Origin of the sequence: Gordonia alkanivorans NBRC 16433, from assembly GCF_000225505.1 — a bacterium.
In the GTDB taxonomy this organism is placed as follows: Bacteria; Actinomycetota; Actinomycetes; order Mycobacteriales; family Mycobacteriaceae; genus Gordonia; species Gordonia alkanivorans.
Genome location: NZ_BACI01000016.1, coordinates 90928 through 108745 on the forward strand (window position 1 = coordinate 90928; position 17818 = coordinate 108745).

14 protein-coding genes are annotated in these 17818 nt (G+C 68.5%); 9 read left to right on the plus strand and 5 right to left on the minus strand.

The genetic code is table 11. The features are described from left to right. The first annotated feature begins 83 nt into the window (after positions 1 to 83). The 3 genes from GOALK_RS02105 to GOALK_RS02115 are packed head-to-tail and all read left to right on the plus strand — an operon-like array spanning position 84 to position 1766. Positions 84 to 1058 carry an alpha/beta hydrolase gene (locus GOALK_RS02105; protein WP_006357131.1) on the plus strand — a complete coding sequence of 325 codons (975 nt, stop codon included), beginning with the start codon at positions 84 to 86 and terminating at the stop codon, positions 1056 to 1058. A gap of 4 nt (positions 1059 to 1062) precedes the next feature. Further along, positions 1063 to 1437: a YidH family protein gene (locus tag GOALK_RS02110; RefSeq protein ID WP_006357132.1), complete on the plus strand. Its 375-nt coding sequence runs from the start codon at positions 1063 to 1065 to the stop codon at positions 1435 to 1437. 47 nt (positions 1438 to 1484) lie between these two features. Beyond that, positions 1485 to 1766, plus strand: coding sequence for a hypothetical protein (locus tag GOALK_RS02115; protein WP_006357133.1), 282 nt, complete (start codon positions 1485 to 1487; stop codon positions 1764 to 1766). A gap of 56 nt (positions 1767 to 1822) precedes the next feature. On the opposite strand, the gene GOALK_RS02120 is transcribed toward GOALK_RS02115, so the two are convergent. Beyond that, positions 1823 to 3742, minus strand: a complete 1920-nt coding sequence (locus tag GOALK_RS02120) for an ABC transporter ATP-binding protein (protein WP_040003927.1) — start codon at positions 3740 to 3742, stop codon at positions 1823 to 1825. A gap of 183 nt (positions 3743 to 3925) precedes the next feature. On the opposite strand from GOALK_RS02120, the gene fgd reads away from it, so the two are divergent. Then, positions 3926 to 4936, plus strand: a complete 1011-nt coding sequence (gene fgd, locus GOALK_RS02125) for a glucose-6-phosphate dehydrogenase (coenzyme-F420) (protein ID WP_006357135.1) — start codon at positions 3926 to 3928, stop codon at positions 4934 to 4936. 42 nt (positions 4937 to 4978) lie between these two features. Here the strand turns inward: fgd and GOALK_RS02130 are convergent, their stop codons facing one another. Then, positions 4979 to 5878 (minus strand): LysR family transcriptional regulator, encoded by a 900-nt coding sequence (locus GOALK_RS02130; protein ID WP_006357136.1) that lies wholly within the window; start codon positions 5876 to 5878, stop codon positions 4979 to 4981. Positions 5879 to 5961: 83 nt separating this feature from the next. On the opposite strand from GOALK_RS02130, the gene GOALK_RS02135 reads away from it, so the two are divergent. The 5 genes from GOALK_RS02135 to GOALK_RS02155 all read left to right on the plus strand — a co-directional run bounded on the left by GOALK_RS02135 (position 5962) and on the right by GOALK_RS02155 (position 12697). After that, positions 5962 to 7020 carry a DMT family transporter gene (locus GOALK_RS02135; protein ID WP_006357137.1) on the plus strand — a complete coding sequence of 353 codons (1059 nt, stop codon included), beginning with the start codon at positions 5962 to 5964 and terminating at the stop codon, positions 7018 to 7020. Positions 7021 to 7104: 84 nt separating this feature from the next. Continuing rightward, entirely contained in the window at positions 7105 to 7662 is a 558-nt protein-coding gene (locus tag GOALK_RS02140; RefSeq protein ID WP_006357138.1) for a TetR/AcrR family transcriptional regulator, read from the plus strand. Positions 7663 to 7669: 7 nt separating this feature from the next. After that, entirely contained in the window at positions 7670 to 9280 is a 1611-nt protein-coding gene (locus GOALK_RS02145; RefSeq protein WP_006357139.1) for an FAD-binding oxidoreductase, read from the plus strand. 16 nt (positions 9281 to 9296) lie between these two features. Continuing rightward, the gene (gene pta, locus GOALK_RS02150; RefSeq protein ID WP_006357140.1) at positions 9297 to 11477 is read left to right on the plus strand and encodes a phosphate acetyltransferase; all 2181 of its coding nucleotides are present in this window, start codon (positions 9297 to 9299) and stop codon (positions 11475 to 11477) included. Then, entirely contained in the window at positions 11474 to 12697 is a 1224-nt protein-coding gene (locus GOALK_RS02155) for an acetate kinase (RefSeq protein ID WP_006357141.1), read from the plus strand. The genes pta and GOALK_RS02155 overlap by 4 nt, the downstream gene beginning before the upstream one ends. On the opposite strand, the gene GOALK_RS02160 is transcribed toward GOALK_RS02155, so the two are convergent. The 3 genes from GOALK_RS02160 to GOALK_RS02170 are packed head-to-tail and all read right to left on the minus strand — an operon-like array spanning position 12694 to position 17785. Next, positions 12694 to 15327 carry a serine/threonine-protein kinase gene (locus GOALK_RS02160; RefSeq protein ID WP_006357142.1) on the minus strand — a complete coding sequence of 878 codons (2634 nt, stop codon included), beginning with the start codon at positions 15325 to 15327 and terminating at the stop codon, positions 12694 to 12696. The two genes, GOALK_RS02155 and GOALK_RS02160, sit on opposite strands and share 4 nt — an antisense overlap. Further along, positions 15327 to 16343, minus strand: coding sequence for a glutamate ABC transporter substrate-binding protein (locus tag GOALK_RS02165; protein ID WP_006357143.1), 1017 nt, complete (start codon positions 16341 to 16343; stop codon positions 15327 to 15329). Before GOALK_RS02165 ends, GOALK_RS02160 begins: the two co-directional genes overlap by 1 nt. After that, on the minus strand, positions 16340 to 17785 hold the full coding sequence (locus GOALK_RS02170; protein ID WP_006357144.1) for a GlnX family signal transduction membrane protein: 1446 nt from the start codon (positions 17783 to 17785) through the stop codon (positions 16340 to 16342). The genes GOALK_RS02165 and GOALK_RS02170 overlap by 4 nt, the downstream gene beginning before the upstream one ends. Positions 17786 to 17818 lie beyond the last annotated feature (33 nt).

Sequence of the window (17818 nt, forward strand, 5' to 3'; positions counted from 1 at the left end):
CTTGGTGAATGTTTTTGCTCGGCGTTTACCGGTTATACGGAGGCGCCGAGGGTGTAGCTTCGGCTCAGACCAGGAGGAGTCCCATGCCCATCGTTCACCACCGGCGGCCGAGCCTCCTGTCGTATCCCCTCTGGTTCGGCTCCCGCGTGTTCCTGAAGCCGCTGCTCACGCTGTGGCCGATCAACAAGGCGGGCATGGCCGGACTGTTCCTCATCGACCGGGTCGTCGCCGTGGGGCCCAAGCCCCGGGGGGTGGTCCGTGAACAGCTGACCCTCGCCGGGCGCTCGACGGAGCTGGCGATGCCGGCCGGCCCGTCACGCCGCGACAGCGACACGGCGATGCTGTACCTCCACGGTGGTGCCTTCGTCGTCTGCGGTATCGGCACCCATCGCTCGATCGCCGCGCGGCTGGCCCGGGCCTGCGAGGTCCCGGTCTTCTCGCTCGAGTACCGGCAGCTGCCGGAGGCCGGGGTGGGCGCGTCGGTGGCCGACGCCGTCGCCGCCTACGCCGAGCTCATCAACGAACGCCACTATCGACGGGTCATCGTCGCCGGCGACTCGGCCGGCGGGTTCCTGGCGGCGAAGGTCGTGGAGGCCGCCGTCGAACGCGGACTCCCCGCCCCGGCCGCACTCGTCGGCTTTTCCCCGCTGCTCGACGTCGACCTGGGCACCAACCCGGACCGGTCCAGCCGCTCCGACGCCTACATTCCGAAGTCGAAGATGGCGAAGCTGGCACCGCAGTTCGATCGCGGTCCTGTGCCTCTGACCGGGGTGCGCCGTATCGCCGACCTCGACCCGGTCGAGTTCCCGCCGACGGTCATGGTCACCGCAGAGGGGGAGATGCTCGAACCGGACGTCATCGGCCTGATCGAGATTCTCGACGAGGCCGGGGTCGAGGCCCTCGCCCACAGTTACGCTTGGCAGGTACACGCGTTCCCGGTGCTCGCCTCGCATCACCCGGAGACGATCCACGCGATCGAGGCGACCGCGGCCTTCGCGAAAGAGGCGATACGAGAGGGCAAGAGCGCTGACGACCGAGAGGACCAACGGGCCGGCTGACGGAGTGGGCGCCGGACCCGGCGAGGGCGCGACGCCGACCCCCGCGCCACCCGGAGCGATCGACGCGCGCTTCACCCTCGCCGCCGAACGCACACTCCTCGCGTGGGTTCGCACCGCCCTCGGGTTCATGGCCGCCGGGATGGCGATCGTCTACCTGGCCCCGGACATCGACAATCCGGTCCTCGAACTGATCCTGGGGCTCATCCTGGTCGCTCTGGGCTGCTCCCTGGCGGTGATCGGTGCGTGGCGCTGGCGTCGAACGATGCGCGTCCTCCAGCGCGGTGGGCAGATGCCGGGCCCGGCCCAGATCCTGTTCGTCGTCACTGCGATAGTGGTGGTGGCCATCCTGATCGCGGTCGTCGTCGTAATCCAGACGTGATCGGGTCCAGACCTGATCGCCAGCAACCGTTCTATCCAGGAGTTCCCGTGAGTACCGGCCCCGACTTCTCCCGCGGCGCGCAGACGCTGTCGACGACGATGACCAGCATCGGAGCGGCCATCCTCATCGTCTGCATCGGCTGGCTGACCGTCGGCTGGTGGCAGGACGGCCGCTGGTTCTGGGTGGCCGTCGGCATCGCCGTCATCGTGGTCAACATCGTGCTGATCGGCATGCAGCTGCGCCGCCGCCTGAGCAAGCGCGTCAACGATCCCCGGAAACCCCGCCGCCCGCTGATCGACACCTTCGACGACCTCGAAGACGAGCAGTGAGCCCTGCGTCCCCTGTCGCCTGAGGTGCGAGGAGCGCAGCGACGAGCCTCGAAGGCCTAGGCGCTCAGCGTGCCGTCGTCGTCCTCGTCCCCACCGTCGGCGAACTGCGTGCGGTAGAGCTCGGCGTAGCGACCGTTTCGTGCGAGGAGCGTCGGATGATCGCCGCGTTCGACGACGCGTCCCGCTTCGAGCACCACGATCTGATCGGCCGCGCGGATCGTCGAGAGCCGGTGCGCGATCACGATCGAGGTACGACCTTCGAGGGCCTCGCCCAAGGCCTCCTGAACTGCCGCCTCCGAGGTCGAATCCAAGTGTGCGGTCGCCTCGTCGAGGATCACCACCGACGGCTGTGCCAGCAGCAGGCGTGCGATCGTCATCCGCTGACGCTCACCGCCGGAGAGCCGGTAGCCGCGTTCGCCGACGATGGTGTCGAGTCCGTCGGGCAACGATGCCACGAGCTCCTCGAGGCGTGCTCGGCGCAGCGCGTCCCAGATCTCCTCATCGGACGTGTCGGGTCGTGCGAGAACGAGATTGGCGCGGATGGTGTCGTGGAAGAGGTGGCCGTCCTGGGTGACCAGGCCGACCGTACGATGAACCGACGCGATCTGCAGGTCACGGATGTCGACGCCGGCGAGCTGGACCGAGCCCTCGTCGACGTCGTACAGCCTCGTGGCGAGACTCGCGATGGTCGACTTGCCGGCACCCGAACTGCCCACGAGCGCCACCATGCTCCCCGCGGGAACATCGAGGTCCACGTGGTGCAGGACGGTCTGTCCGGCCCGGTTGTCCAGCTGCGCAACCTCTTCCAGCGACGCCAGCGAGACCTTGTCGGCCGACGGGTAGGCGAAGGAGACGTCGTCGAAGCGCACCGACACCGGCACCGGCCGGCCGCTCTCGGTGCCGGGCACCGGGCGAGCGTCCGGGGCGTCGACGATCAGCGGTGTCAGGTCGAGGACCTCGAAGACGCGCTCGAAACTCACCAGCGCGCTCATGATCTCGACGCGGGCGTTCGCCAGGGCGGTGAGCGGCGCGTACATCCGGGTCAGCAGCAGTGCGAGGGACACGACCGCGCCCGCCGACAGATGTTCGTGCACGGCGAGCCATCCGCCGAGCCCGTAGACCAGTGCGAGCGCGAGTGCCGACACGAGAGTCAGAGCGGTGAAGAAGTAGGCCTGCAGCATGGCGCGCCGGACGCCGATGTCGCGCACGCGATCTGCGCGGTCGGCGAACTCGCGGGATTCCAGGTCGGGCCGTCCGAACAGCTTGACCAGGGTGGCACCGGGAGCGGAGAACCGCTCGGTCATCTGCGTCGACATGCGCGCGTTGTGCTCGGCTGCTTCACGTGACAGGGCAGCCATCCGGCCTCCCATCCGACGTGCCGGGATCACGAACACCGGGAGCAGCGCCAGGGCGAGAATCGTGATCTGCCAACTGATGTAGATCATCACGCCCAGAGTCAGGGTGAGCGTCACGATGTTCGACACGACACCGGAGAGGGTGTCGCTGAAGGCGCGCTGGGCGCCGATCACGTCGTTGTTGAGCCGGCTCACGAGCGCGCCGGTCCGGGTTCGGGTGAAGAAGGCGACCGGCATGCGCTGGACATGGTCGAAGACCGCGCGCCGCAGGTCGAGGATGAGACCCTCGCCGATGTTCGACGACAACCAGCGGACGCCGATCCCGGCCGCCGCCTCGGCCACCGCGATCAGTGCGATCGCCACCGCGAGCCCGACGATCATCGACTCGGCCCCGTTGTCGGTGATGAGGTTGACGACGCGTCCGGCGAGGAGCGGGGTCACCACGGTGAGGACCGCGGTGAACACCGACAGCACCAGGAACAGCGCGATCCGCCGTCGGTGGGGGCTCGCGAAGCCGCCGATCCGACGCAGCGTCGCGCGCCGATCCCCGCGCAACCGCTTACCGTCCGGCGAGGTCGACGACTTGTACATCATGTCCCAGGCGACCGACTCCATGCTCATGTCGCCCAGGGTAGAACTTAAAGTTGACTTGAGGTCCAATCCGGGGGGTGGGCGCCCGGGTCGGACGGGAAGAGTCGCACTCTCACCGATGCTCTAGGTTGGTAATCGAGGTCATAACAGCGATCACGATCAGCGGATCGACCAGGGAAAGGTCGGCACGGCCGACGGTTAGGGGCGAGGCTCATGGCAGAACTCAAGCTCGGTTTCAAGGCGTCGGCGGAGCAGTTCGATCCGCGCGAGCTGGTGGAGATCGCGGTCGCGGCCGAAGAGCACGGGCTGGATTCGGTCGCGGTGAGTGACCACTTCCAGCCGTGGCGGCACAACGGCGGCCACGCTCCCTTCTCGCTCGCGTGGATGGCGGCCGTCGGCGAGCGCACCAAGCGCGTCCAGATCGGCACGTCGGTCATGACCCCGACCTTCCGTTACAACCCCGCCGTCATCGCCCAGGCCTTCGCGTCGATGGGCTGTATGTACCCGGGCCGCATCATGCTCGGCGTCGGCACCGGCGAGGCGCTCAACGAGTACGCCACCGGGTTCCAGGGGGAGTGGCCCGAGTTCAAAGAGCGCTTCGCCCGCCTGCGCGAGTCGATCAAGCTCATGCGTGAACTGTGGACCGGCGAAGAGGTCAACTTCGACGGCGAGTACTACCACACGCAGGGCGCGTACATGTATGACGTTCCGGAACAACCGATCCCGGTGTACGTCGCCGCCGGCGGGCCGGTCGTCGCACGATATGCGGGACGCGCCGGCGACGGCTTCATCTGCACCTCCGGCAAGGGCGCCGAGCTCTACACCGAGAAGCTGCTGCCGGCGGTGAAGGAAGGCGCGGAGAAGGCCGAACGCGACTTCGACGCCATCGACAAGATGATCGAGATCAAGATCTCCTACGATCCGGATCCCGAGCTGGCGCTGGAGAACACGCGCTTCTGGGCTCCGCTGTCGCTGACCCCCGAGCAGAAGCACAGCGTCAACAGCTCCACCGAGATGGAACGTCTCGCCGACGAGTTGCCCATCGAGCAGGTCGCCAAGCGGTGGATCGTCGCCTCCGATCCCGACGAAGCCGTCGAGAAGGTCAAGTTCTACACCGACGCCGGACTCAACCACCTCGTCTTCCACGCGCCGGGGCACGATCAGCGTCGCTTCCTGGAGAACTTCCAGCGCGATCTGGAACCGCGCCTGCGCAAGCTGGGCTAGCCGGGTTTCGTAGCAATAGTGCGCGCTATGGCCGCACTATTGCTACGAAATCGACTGCAGCACAGCGGCGTCGAGGAGTTCGAGTACACGCCGGACCGGCGGGAGGTCGTGTGCGCTCTGGCGCACGCGCACCCGGATCGCGCGGGTGGGTGTGGGATCGACGATGGGGATCGCCACCACCCCCGCGGGCAGGTCGGTGAGCGCGAGTTGCGGTACCACCGTGAGGCCGACGCCGGCGGCGACGAAGCGGATCGCCGTCGGGTAATCCTGTGTCTCGATGCTGAAGTCGGGCACGAAGCCGACGGACGTGCACGCGCTGAGGAGCGCCTGCCGGCACGGGCCGCGCGCGACGTCGTTGTCGACCCAGGGCGCCTGGGAAAGCTCGCGCAGGGTCACCGACTCGTGTGCTGCCCACGTCGAATCATTCGGCACCACAGCGTGATACGGATCTGAGGTCAGCGGCCGGCTGATGAGCCCGGGGGCGTCGAGGGCGGGTCGCTCGGTGTCCTCGACGTAGATCTCCACGTCCGGCGACGCGGTGGACGGCGAGACGAGCTCGATGAGTCGCAGGTCTAGGCGTAGGCCGGGGAACTCCCGCGAGATCGTGGCCACGATCGGTGGAATCCAGGCGGCGCCGGCGGATGCGAAGTAGTTCATCCGCAACTGCCCGAGCCGCCCGTCGCGCAGTTCGGAGATCAGCCCGTCCACCCGGGACAGTTCCTCGAACACCGCCTCGGATTCGGCGGCGAGGATGGTGCCGGCCTCCGTGGGCACGATGCCGCGCCCGTCCCGTTCCACCAGGGTCAATCCGGTCTCGCGCTGAAGGGCGGCGATGTGCTGGCTCACCGCCGACGGTGTGTAACCCAGGGCGTTGGCGGCCCCGCCGATGGAACGCTCGCCGATGACCGAGCGCAGAACCCGAAGCCGGTGGACGTCGACCATGAACATGACGATACAGCCAGACTTAACAAATCGATAGAAACTTTCACTTGTCCTGAAGTGGCTCATGCCGGACGCTGAATGACATGACCCCGCGCCCCTCGTCTCCTGCAGTTCTCGGCGTCTCCCTCCCGGCTCTGGCTGCCCTCGTCACCGTCGTGCTGTGGGCGTCGGCGTTCGTGGGCATCCGGGCGTTGGGCGAGTCCTTCTCGCCAGGTGCGATGGCGTTCCTGCGATTGCTCGCGGCGGTCCTCCCGCTGACGGTCATCGTGCTGGCGGTGCGACTGCGCCGACGCAGTGTCGTCGGCGACGACCGTCCGGTCACCGCGCGTTTCCCGCGCGGGCGTCCGTTGATGCTGGTCATCGCGTATGGCGTCGCGTGGTTCGCCGGCTACACCATCCTGCTGAACTGGGCCGAGCAGCACCTCGACGCCGGGACCGCGGCGTTGCTGGTGAACCTGGCCCCGATCCTGGTCGCGGTCGCGGCCGGGCTGTTCTTCGGCGAAGGGTTCGCGCGGCATCTGGTGATCGGCATGACCATCGCGTTCGCCGGTGTCGTGCTGATCGCCACGGGCGGATCCGCCACCACCGACGCACACGCCGACTGGCTCGGAGTGCTCCTCGGGATCGCTGCCGCGGTGCTCTATGCGGCGGGCGTCCTCATCCAGAAGTCTGCACTCCGCACGGTCGACGCGCTGACCGCCACGTGGCTCGGCGCGCTCGCGGGTCTGGTCGCGACGCTCCCGTTCGCGCCGACCGCGGTCACCGAACTCGCGCGTGCCGACGCGTCTGCGATCGCCGCGGTGATCTATCTCGGCGTCGGACCCACTGCGATCGCCTTCTCGACGTGGGCATATGCCCTGGCGCGCACCGACGCCGGTGCCATGGCCGCGACGACTCTGGTGGTCCCCGCGATCGTCATCGTGATGTCCTGGGCACTTCTCGACGAACTGCCGACCGGCGTCGGGATCGTCGGCGGCGTGCTCTGCATCGGCGGGGTGGCGATCGCTCGTCGGTTGTTTCCGCGCACCCGCAGGGGCGGCCGCGTCGACGCCGCTCGTTCTCACCCGGTGATCGACGAGGCGGCCGGTGCGGACCTCGAGACGGAATCCCGTGTCGCGGATAGAAGCGCGACTTCCACGTAGCGCTACCGATGCGAAGTGGCGACTCTTCTTCGACAACCGCGACCAGGTCGGCCACGCCCCACCCCGATTCGATAGATTTTTCGCATGGATCGTGACCGCATGGTGGATGTCGGAGTGGGACTCGTCTCCCGCTTCGGCGCCAAGACGTTGAGTCTGACGTCCGTGGCGCGTCACGCAGGTGTCGCCCGGGCCACCGCTTACCGCATGTTCGGCGGGCGGAATGCGCTGGTCGCGGCGATCGTCGACCGCGAGGTGTCACTGCTGCGCGTGAAGCTGCGGGAGTGGTCGGCCTCCGCGCCCGACGCCGCGGGCAAGGTCCGCGCGCAGGTCGTGAACGTGTTGCCCTACATCCGTGAGCACGAGGCGCTGCAGTACGTGCTGCGCAAGGAGCCCGAGGAGATCGTGCGGGCGCTCGTAGCGACGAGCGATTCCTCTGGTTCCACCCTCATCCACCAGATCGTCGACCAGACGCTGCCCGATCTCGATCCGCTGATCCAGGACCAGCTCGTCCCGGACCCGCGTGGGGCCGCGGAGTTCCTGGTACGGACGATCTACTCGTTGATGCTCATCCCGGACAGTTCGCTCACCGACGAGCAGATCGCCGATCTCGTCGTGCGGGCGGTCGTCAAGAACGAGGAGTGATCGCACGATGACCGGGAAACAGGGGTCCACCGCGGACGAGACCGCGATCCCGGTCGTCGACATGCGCCGGCCGCGTTGGGGCGACCCGGCGCGCGTCACCGAGCTACCCGCCGCCGCGGCCGCGCTGGCCGGCGACGCCACCGAGGATCGCGGTGTCGCCCCCGAGGCGGTCACCCCGCCCGCGCAGACCGTGCCGTCGGCAGTGCGTGCCGATCTCGAAGCCCTCGTCGGCACCGAGCACGTCGTCGGCTCCGACGACGCACGCATCCAGCACACCCGGGGCTACTCGACGCCCGATCTGCTGCGGCTGCGCATCGGCGACGCCTCGGACGCTCCGGACCTGGTGGTCTATCCCGCCGATCACGACGAGGTCGTGCGGATCCTGCAGATCTGCGCCGCTGCGAAGGTCGCGGTCGTGCCGTTCACCGGCGGGACCTCGGTCGTGGGCGGGCTCGCCCCCGACCGTGCCGGGTTCGACGGTGTCGTCAGCCTCGACCTCCGCCGCCTCGACCGTCTCGTCGAGATCGACGAGATCTCTCGTGTCGCCACCCTCGAGGCCGGGCTTCGCGGGAGCGCCGCCGAAGCACTTCTGCGTGAGCGGGGATGGACACTCGGACACTTCCCGCAGTCCTACGAGGGCGCCGGGATCGGCGGCTACGCGGCGACCCGGTCGGCGGGGCAGTCGTCGGCCGGCTACGGACGCTTCGACGAGATGGTCGAGGGACTCGTGCTCGCCACCCCGCGTGGCACCGTCGAACTCGGGACTGCACCCCGGTCGGCGGCCGGACCCGACCTCCGCCAGCTGATTCTCGGCTCCGAGGGCGCCTTCGGTGTCATCACCAGCGTCCGGCTGCGCGTCCGTCCCGCCCCGACGACCCGGATCTTCGACGGCTGGCGGTTCGCCTCCTTCGCCGACGGCGCCGCCGCGTTGCGTCGCCTCGCCCAGGACGGCCCGCTGCCCACCGTCATCCGCCTGTCCGACGAGGTCGAGACCGCGATCAATCTCGCCGATCCTGCACAGCTCGGCGGTGAGTCGACGGGATGTCTCGTCGTCACCGGATACGAGGGCGAAGAGCGCGAGGTGCTCCGACGCCGCGACGCCGCGTCGGAGGTGCTCGTCGGCGCCGGTGGCACGGCACTCGGGGCCGGCCCCGGAGAGTCTTGGCGCACAGGACGTTTCGCCGGACCCTACCTACGCGATCCGCTGCTCGACGCCGGTGTGCTCGTCGAGACCCTGGAGACCGCCACCTATTGGTCGAAGCTCCACGAGCTGCGGGCCTCGGTCACCGCCGCGATCACGGATACGCTGACCGCTTCGGGTACTCCGCCGCTCGTGATGTGTCACATCAGCCACGTCTACTCTTCCGGTGCCTCGCTGTACTTCACCGTGGTCGCGCCGTTCGGCGCCGACCCGATCGCGGAGTGGGCGGCGGCGAAAACCGCGGCGAACGCCGCGATCCGGGCCACCGGCGCGAGCATCACCCACCATCACGCCATCGGCCGCGACCACCGCGACGCCTACCACGACGAGATCGGTCCGCTGGCGCTCGAGGCTCTGCGGGCGGTGAAGGCGACCGTCGATCCCGACGGCGTCTGCAATCCCGGCATCCTGATCTGAACCCCGGGGCGCCACTATGCTGGGGCGCATGGCCACCGACGCTGCCGTTACCGACCCCGCCGCTGGAGATCGAACCGCAAGGGATGGAGGTGCTGCGGGCGAGTCGACGACCAGCATCTATCTCGCGTCGGCGGAGGGGGAGACCGGGAAATCCGTCGTGGCGCTGGGCCTGCTGGCACTGCTCGCGGCGACCGGCGGCCGGGTCGGCGTCTTCCGCCCGATCATCCGTGCCAACGGCGACAAGCGGGACCCGTTGCTCGACCTCCTGATCGACTACGACTCGGTGGACGTGCCCTACGAGGACTGCCTGGGCGTGACCTACGAGGAGGTTCACGAGGATCCCGACGCCGCGATCGGCGAGATCGTCGCCCGATTCCATGCGCTGGCAACGCACTGCGACCGCGTCGTGATCGTCGGGTCGGACTACACCGACGTCGGAACCCCGTCGGAGCTGAGCTTCAATGCCCGCATCGCTGCCAACCTGTCGGCCCCGATGGTGATCGCGCTGAAGGCCGACGACCGGTCTCCCGCCGAGATCGCCGATCTCGCCGCGGGGTTGGTGTCCGAGGTCGGCGCGGCCCATGCCACGCCGATTGCGATTGTCGCGAACCGCTGCGACCCGGACCGGCTCGACGAGATCCGGACGACGCTGCGCCGCACCGGGGTACCGAGTCTGTGTCTGCCCGAGGAGCCGATCCTGTTCGCGCCCACCATGGCCGAACTCAAAGAGGCGCTCGGCGCCACCATGTACAGCGGTGACGAGGAACTCCTCGACCACGAGGCCTTGCGGGTGATGGTGGGCGGCATGACCGTCGAACACATCCTGGAACGCCTCACCGACGGCACGGTCGTGATCACCCCTGCCGACCGCTCCGACGTCCTCCTGGCCCTCGTGAATGCCAATACGGCGCACGGATTCCCGAGACTGTCGGGCATCATCCTCAACGGTGGACTCAAACCGCACCCGATGATCGAGGCGCTGGTGAGCGGGCTCAAGCCGACGCTGCCGATCATCAGTTGCCCGCACGGCACCTACGACACCGCGCGGACCGCGGCCCACACCCGGGGCCGGCTCAACGCCGGATCGGCCCGCAAGATCGAGGCGGCGCTGTCGCTGATGGAGACCTACGTCGATCCCGACGTCGTCATGCGCAACCTCAACGTCGACGTCCCGTCGGTCGTCACCCCGCAGATGTTCGAGTACCGGCTGATCTCCCGGGCGCGGGCACAGCGCAAGCACATCGTGCTGCCCGAGGGCGGCGACGATCGCATCCTGCGGGCGGCGAGCAGGCTCCTCCGTCGCGGCGTCGCCGACCTCACACTGCTCGGCGACCCGGAAGCCGTGCAGGCGAGGGCGATCGAACTCGGCCTCGACCTCTCGGAGGCCACCGTCATCAACCCGGTCACCTCGGAGTACCTGGACGAGTTCGCCCGGATCTACACCGACCTTCGCAAGCACAAGGGCATGGATCTGGAACGCGCACAGGAGAAGATGCTCGACGTCTCCTACTTCGGCACCATGATGGTGCACACCGGGCGCGCCGACGGGATGGTGTCGGGAGCGGCTCACACGACCGCCCACACCATCCGACCGGCCTTCGAGATCATCAAGACCAAGCCGGGCGTCTCCACGGTGTCGAGCGTGTTCTTCATGTGCCTGGCGGACACGGTGCTCGCCTACGGTGACTGCGCGATCGTCCCCGATCCCACGGACGAACAGCTCGCCGACATCGCCATCTCGTCGGCGGAGACGTCGGCGGCGTTCGGCATCGACCCGCGCGTGGCGCTGCTGTCGTACTCCACCGGGACGTCCGGATCGGGTGTCGACGTCGAAAAGGTCAAGACCGCAACAGAACTCGTTCGGAAGCGCGCTCCCGAGCTGCTCGTCGAGGGGCCGATCCAATACGACGCGGCGGTCGAACCGTCGGTCGCGGCGACCAAGATGCCCGGCTCCCCGGTCGCCGGTCGGGCGACCGTGCTGATCTTCCCGGATCTCAACACCGGCAACAACACCTACAAGGCGGTGCAGCGCAGCGCCGGTGCCGTCGCGATCGGTCCGGTCCTGCAGGGCCTGAACAAGCCGATCAACGACCTGAGCCGTGGCGCGCTGGTGTCCGACATCGTGAACACGGTCGCCATCACCGCGATCCAGGCGCAGCAGGTCGACGCCGACACGGTCGCCGGAGACTCGCGTTGAGCGCCGACACCGCCGGGGCGGTCCTGGTCTTCAACGCCGGCTCCTCGTCGCTGAAATATCAACTGGTACAACCCGACACTGGGGCGGTCATCGCGGACGGAATCGCCGAACGCATCGGTGACGCCGGATCGTCGATGACGCACGAACAGAACGGGGACACGGTCACCGAGTCGGTGCCGCTGCCCGATCACCTGACGGCGGTTCGGCGGGCCGAACAGTTCTTCGCCGACAACGGCACCGATCTGGTGCACGCCGGGCTCGCCGCGGTCGGGCACCGCGTGGTGCACGGAGGCCGGTCGTTCTACGAGCCGACCCTCGTCGATGACTGGGTCATCTCGGAGATCAAGCGGATCTCCACCCTTGCGCCGCTGCACAATCCGGCCAACCTGGTGGGCATCGAGGCGGCCCGGACCCTGCTCCCCGACGTGCCGTCGGTCGCCGTGTTCGACACGGCCTTCTTCCACGGCCTGCCCCCGGCGGCCGCGACCTACGCGATCGACCGCGCGGTGGCGGCCGAACATGCCATCCGGCGGTACGGATTCCACGGCACCAGCCACGAGTACGTGTCGGGCCGCGTCGCCGAGTTTCTCGGGAAGGACCCCGCCGGCCTGGACCAGATCGTGCTGCACCTCGGCAACGGCGCGTCGGCGTCGGCCATCTCGGGCGGACAACCCGTCGACACCAGTATGGGCATGACCCCGCTGGAGGGGCTGGTCATGGGAACCCGCAGCGGCGACATCGATCCCGGCCTGGTGCTGCACCTCAACCGCGTGGCCCATCTGTCCGTCGATGAGATCGACACCCTGCTCAACCAGCGGTCGGGACTTCGAGGCCTGTGCGGCGAGAACGACTTCCGTTCCATCACCGCACTGGTCGCCGCCGGTGACGAGGACGCCCGGCGCGCCTACGACGTCTATATCCACCGGCTGCGGCACTACCTCGGCGCGTACACCTTCGGGCTCGCCAAGCTCGACGCGATCACCTTCACCGCCGGCGTCGGCGAGAACTCGGCCCGCGTCCGGGCGGATGCGCTCGAGGGGCTGCAGCGATTCGGGATCGTCCTCGACCCGGACCGCAACGCCGCCGCCGGCCGCTCGGCGCGTCGGATCTCCGCCGACGACAGTGCGGTCGAGGTCCTGGTGGTCCCGACGAACGAGGAGCTCGCCATCGCGCGGCAGTCGGCGGCGCTTGTCGCGGACTCGGCCGGCGGGCAGCCCTAGAACAGCGTGTTCGGCCGCACATAGTTCGCGAGATCGACCAGCATGAACCGGTGTTCGCGGTTGTTGCGGGTCTGACGTGCGAGCTGGCGCAGGGATCTTTCGGTGCCGGTGCGGATTCCGTACTCGGTGAAGGGGAAGCCGAGCAGGGTGGAGGGTTCCTTGTCCGAATCCTCTTCCTCGGGGTTGTCGTGGATCCAGCCGAGCGCGGTGCCGAGCACGATCAGCAGCATCCGCGACTTGCGGGGTTCGGTGTCGGGGATCTGTTCGAGTCGTCGTGCGGCCTCGACGATCTGGTTGCGGGTGACCTGCGAGGTGGGCCGGCCGTGTACCAGGGCGATGATCGCCGTCGCCCGGGCGGTGTTGAAATGCCTACTGGTGGCGGGCACTTCGTCGAGGGGGCGGATCGCGCCGTCGTAGTCGCCGGCCGCCACGGCGAGGCGGGCCAGCCCGAAGGCGGCGGTCACGATGCTGTGATCGGTGAGCCACAGGTCGTGATAGTGGTGTTGCGCGACATCGTAGAGCCGGGAGATCTTGTCGGCCGACTTCGACGACCCGTTCTCGTCGGCGAGCCAGCGTCCGATCAGTTCGGCGGTCCCGGCGACCGCGAGTTTCGGCGCCACCTCGCCGGGCATCGCGCCCAGCACCTCGTCGAAGCGTTCGTAGGCCAACTCGGGCTCGTCGTTCATCAGCGCGCAGATGCCCATGTACCACTCCACCCGCCACGAATCACCGTGGTGCTCACGGACATCGCGGAGCAGCGCCAGAGCGGTGTCGACGTCGTCGAGCTGCAGGTGGGCGCGCGCCTCGGCCAGGTCGATCTCCAGCGACGGATGGGCGTTCTTCACCGGCCGGCCGCCGAACAGCGACGCGAACCCTTCGGCGCGTGCGGTGTTGATCGAGTCGAGAGTCTGCCGCGGGTCCGACAGGGCCGCCGACGTCAACAGGCTCGCGGCCGGATCCAGCGGATTCACCAGGGGCAGGGGGAGTGCGGTGGCGATGTCGACCGGATCGTAGAACGCGGCCTGGTCGGGGTCGAAGAAGCCGTCGACCGGGGCGAGCATCAGGTCGGTGCCGAACGTCGACCGCTGCGGGGTGAAGACCGTGGACAGCGAGGGCCGGGGGACGCCGGTGTGTACGGCGACCGTCTCGCGCAGCACGTTGAGCACCTGGGTGCTCATCTCCTCCGCGGAGGCGAACCGGTCGGCCGGATCGGGGGCGGTGGCACGTTGCAGCAGAAGGTAGAACGACGGATTGTCGCGGAAGACGGCAGTCTCGTCGGGGGCCGGCAGACCGTCGACGTAGCGGCCGTTGCGCATCTCCATCGGCACGGTCAGCACCGCGAGGGTGCGTCCGACGCTGTAGATGTCGGTGGCCACCTGGGGCCCGGTCTTGACGATCTCGGGGGCCTGGAAACCCGGTGTGCCGTAGAGATGTCCGTAACCGTTGATCGGTGAGACCGCCCCGAGGTCGATCAGCTTGACCTCGTCGCTGCCGACCATGATGTTCTCGGGTTTGACGTCGTTGTAGACCAGGCCCACCGAGTGGAGATAGCCGACGGCCAGCAACACCTCGAGGATGTAGGCGAGGCCTTGTTCGACCGACAGCAGCGACTTCTCCGGGTCGCCCGAGGTGATCTGTTTGAGCGTCTGACCGCCGATGTACTCCATGACGATGTAACCGAAACGCTCACCGTCGTCGCTGATGTGTTCGACGAAGTTGTAGATCTTGACGATGCCCGGATGGTTCACCGACGCGAGGAACTGCCGCTCGGCCACGGCGACGCGTTGGGCCTCCGAATCAGAGGAATTCAGAAGGCCTTTCAGAACGACGGGCCGGTCGCTGACGTTGCGGTCGATGGCCAGGTAGATCCATCCGAGGCCGCCGTGGGCGATGGCGCCGGCGATCTCGTACTGGTCCGCGACCAGTGTCCCCTGGGCGAGTCCCGGCACGAACGAGTACCGCGCACCGCAGTTGGCGCAGTCGCCGGTGGGTGGGCCCTCGCCTTCGCCCTCGAGTCGCCCGACGGGTTTGCCGCAGCGCCAACAGAATCGCTTGCCCTCGGCGATCACCGGATCGTCGATGACCGCGTCCTCGGGTTCGATGTCGGTGATCTTCGGCATCTCGACCAGGCCGCTGCCCAGACGGCGCTCGTGGACCGGCGGGCGACGCCGTGGGACGAGTCGCCGCCCGAGCGGACCCGAATCCGGTTCCGGTGTCGCCCGGGTACGGACGACCCGGTCGGTCCGGCCGTCGAAGCGATCCTGCGGCGCGATGCCGACGGTGAATGCGGGTGCGGCCGCCTGTGTTCCGACCTCGGGGTCGGTCACCGCGCGGGGTCTGGTGGTGTCGTCGGCGGTGTTGTCGCCCTCGGCCATGAGTGCGTCGAGATCGACCTTCTGCGTGCCGACTTCGACGACCTGGTCGGTGGTGCCCTCGTCGGGGGAACGGACGTCGGTCGTGTGGTCGTCGGTGGTGTGCCGGTCGGTGTCCGTCGCGTCGTCACCCATCAGGTCGGCGAGCGAGACGCGCTGGGTACCGACCTCCTCCGGGGTGTCGGGGGTGGGTGCGTCCGGACCCTCGGGTCCGTGAGGGTCTGCCTGGGATGGTTCGCCGGCGTAGTCCATGGGCATCAGTCCCGGTAGTACGGCTGCGGAGCGCCGAATCCACTGTCGAGGATGGTGAGCCAGCGATCGCGGATCTGTTGCCAGCGCCCGGTCGCGCGGGCGCGTTCGAGGACCCCGTTGACGAAGCGGACCATGTCGTCCTCGCCCTTCGGGATGCCCACGCCGTAGAACTCCTCACCGAGGCTGGGGCCGACGACCCGGACCCACGGGTCCTGCGCGGCGAGCCCGGCGAGGATGGCGTCGTCGCTGGTGACCGCGTCGACCTGACCCTGCTGCATGAGCACGAGGCAGTCGGCCCAGGTGGTGGTGCTGACGATCCGCACCCGCGGCTGGATGGACTGCATCCGGCCGATCGAGGTGGTGCCGCGTGCGGCGCAGACCCGCTTGTCGGCGAGCTGGGACGGTCCGACGATGTTCGAGTTACGGAACGACAGGATACGTTGCGACGCCACGTAATACGGGGCCGAGAACGAGATGTCGCGGAGGCGGTCGCAGGTGATGCTCATCGTCTTGATGACGACGTCGACGGTCTTGTCCCGCAACGCGTCGATGCGTTGCGCGGAGCTGAGCACCTGGAATTCGACGCGGTTCGGGTCGCCGAAGATCGCACCCGCGATCTCGCGGGCGATGTCGACGTCGAAGCCCTCGATGTCGCCGGAGATGGGGTCCCGGAAGCTGAACAGGTTGGACCCGATGTCGAGTCCGACGATGAGCCGCCCGCGTTCGAAGATGCCGGCCATCGTCGAGTTCGGCGGCATGCGTCCGGGCGCCGGCATCTGGGCGGGTGGGCGCAGGGTGAGGGTCGCGTTGCACGCCTCCGAACTCGGCGGCGGCTCGACCGGCACGTCGGTCTGGACGCCGGGCAACACCAGCGGTCCGGCGGTCGCGGTCGGAGGCGGTGCGTCCGGGGCGGGAAACCGGACACAGCCCGTGGCGACCAGAGCCACGAGCAGGAGGACCGCAACGACCAGCGGTCGCCGCGAGCGGGCGGGGCCGGACAGATGGAATCGGGGGCGGGTCATCGGTACTCCCGTATTCGGGGGACGAGTCCGCCGACGATCGCGACGGCGGCGAGGACCGCGAGCAGGAGTATCCCGGTCCCGGTGAAGCCGAGTACGCGCTGAGCGGTGTTGATGTCGTCGCGGAACGACGTTCGCGCGGTGGTGATCGCGTCGACGAGTGCACTGTCCACGGCTGTATACGCGCGGGCCGAGCTGTTCAGCCCGTCCCCGACGGTGAGTTGCCGGGCGCGGTCGAAGTTGCCGGTCTGGATGTACCGCCGGACGCCGGCATCGGTGCGTCTCCACTCCGCCAGCGCCGAGCTCACCGTGTCGAGCTGCTCCGCCGACACCGATCCGGTCTCCTTGGATGTGCGGACGTCGTCGACGATGCCGCCGATCTTGGCGGTCGTCGCGGCGAAGGTGCGTTCCAGCCCACCCTGATCGCCGCGGCGGATGAGGGACAGGGTCTCGGCCGATCGCGCCTGCTGGGTCAGGATGCGCGCGGCGGTGAGTTCGCGGAGCGGGTCGGCGCCGTCGGTCCGGGCGTTGCTGGTCGCGGCGACCGACATCAGGCCGGACGCGAGCAGCCACACCGTCCCCAGGAAGAGCGCGCCGATCGCGGCGACCAGTCCGATGTTGAATCGGCGGCGGGTCCTGCGTGCCAGGTAGCGGGACGTCAGCACCATGGCCGTGAGCAGCAGCAGCAGGGGGATGTAGACCGTCCACGGCGGGCGGGTCAGCGAATGCTGCGGATCGGCGATCGCCATCGAACGTCGCTCGTAGAGGCGCTGGGCGGCCGGCAGGATCTTGTCCTGCATCAACGACGACGCCTGGCCCAGGTACGCCGACCCGACTGGATTGCCCAACCGGTTGTTGGTACGGGCCGTCTCGATGAGCCCGCTGTAGACCGGGATCGACGTCGACAGGGTGTCGAGGTCCGACGACAGGGCCCGCTCGGTGGCGTCCTCCGTCATCCCCGGTCCCGGTTCGCTCGAGGTTCCGGTCGCGAGAATCAACGACGACGCTGCCGTCGCCAGCGCGTCGGAGTAGCGTTGCCGCAGCTCCGGCGTCTCCAGGCCGCCCGAGATGAACGCGGCGTTCGCGGACGCGTCGGCGATCGACAGGGAGCTGTAGAGAACCTGCGCGGCCTCGGCGAGCGGTTCGGTGCGATCGATCAGGCGCTGCAGGGTCTGGGTGCGGTCTTCGAGCACGGTCGAGGCGTACAGGCCGGTGGTCACGCAGCCGAGGAAGAGGATGACGCAGATGATGATCAGCTTGCCCGGCGTGGTGACCGAGTAATGCCGCAGCGTTTGGAACGGTGACTGCGCACGCTCGCGGGCCGTGGCGACGAGCTCTCGACGATCGGCGAGGACCTGGCGGATCGGCGGCGACGACTGGGCGGGACGGATCATGCGACCGCCACGGGTGAGTGCCGTCCGCACGGAGGACGCATCGCCGGTCACCTAGCTGATCCCCTTCTCGAACGCTGGATCGTC

Bases quoted from the DNA above. Each gene is read 5' to 3' on its own strand.
- GOALK_RS02120 (WP_040003927.1), bottom strand. From the start codon at position 3,742: ATGAGCATGGAGTCGGTCGCCTGGGACATGATGTACAAGTCGTCGACC.
- GOALK_RS02140 (WP_006357138.1), top strand. From the start codon at position 7,105: ATGGATCGTGACCGCATGGTGGATGTCGGAGTGGGACTCGTCTCCCGC.
- GOALK_RS02105 (WP_006357131.1), top strand. From the start codon at position 84: ATGCCCATCGTTCACCACCGGCGGCCGAGCCTCCTGTCGTATCCCCTC.
- GOALK_RS02165 (WP_006357143.1), bottom strand. From the start codon at position 16,343: ATGACCCGCCCCCGATTCCATCTGTCCGGCCCCGCCCGCTCGCGGCGA.
- GOALK_RS02145 (WP_006357139.1), top strand. From the start codon at position 7,670: ATGACCGGGAAACAGGGGTCCACCGCGGACGAGACCGCGATCCCGGTC.
- GOALK_RS02135 (WP_006357137.1), top strand. From the start codon at position 5,962: ATGACCCCGCGCCCCTCGTCTCCTGCAGTTCTCGGCGTCTCCCTCCCG.
- GOALK_RS02160 (WP_006357142.1), bottom strand. From the start codon at position 15,327: ATGCCCATGGACTACGCCGGCGAACCATCCCAGGCAGACCCTCACGGA.
- pta (WP_006357140.1), top strand. From the start codon at position 9,297: ATGCTGGGGCGCATGGCCACCGACGCTGCCGTTACCGACCCCGCCGCT.
- fgd (WP_006357135.1), top strand. From the start codon at position 3,926: ATGGCAGAACTCAAGCTCGGTTTCAAGGCGTCGGCGGAGCAGTTCGAT.
- GOALK_RS02130 (WP_006357136.1), bottom strand. From the start codon at position 5,878: ATGGTCGACGTCCACCGGCTTCGGGTTCTGCGCTCGGTCATCGGCGAG.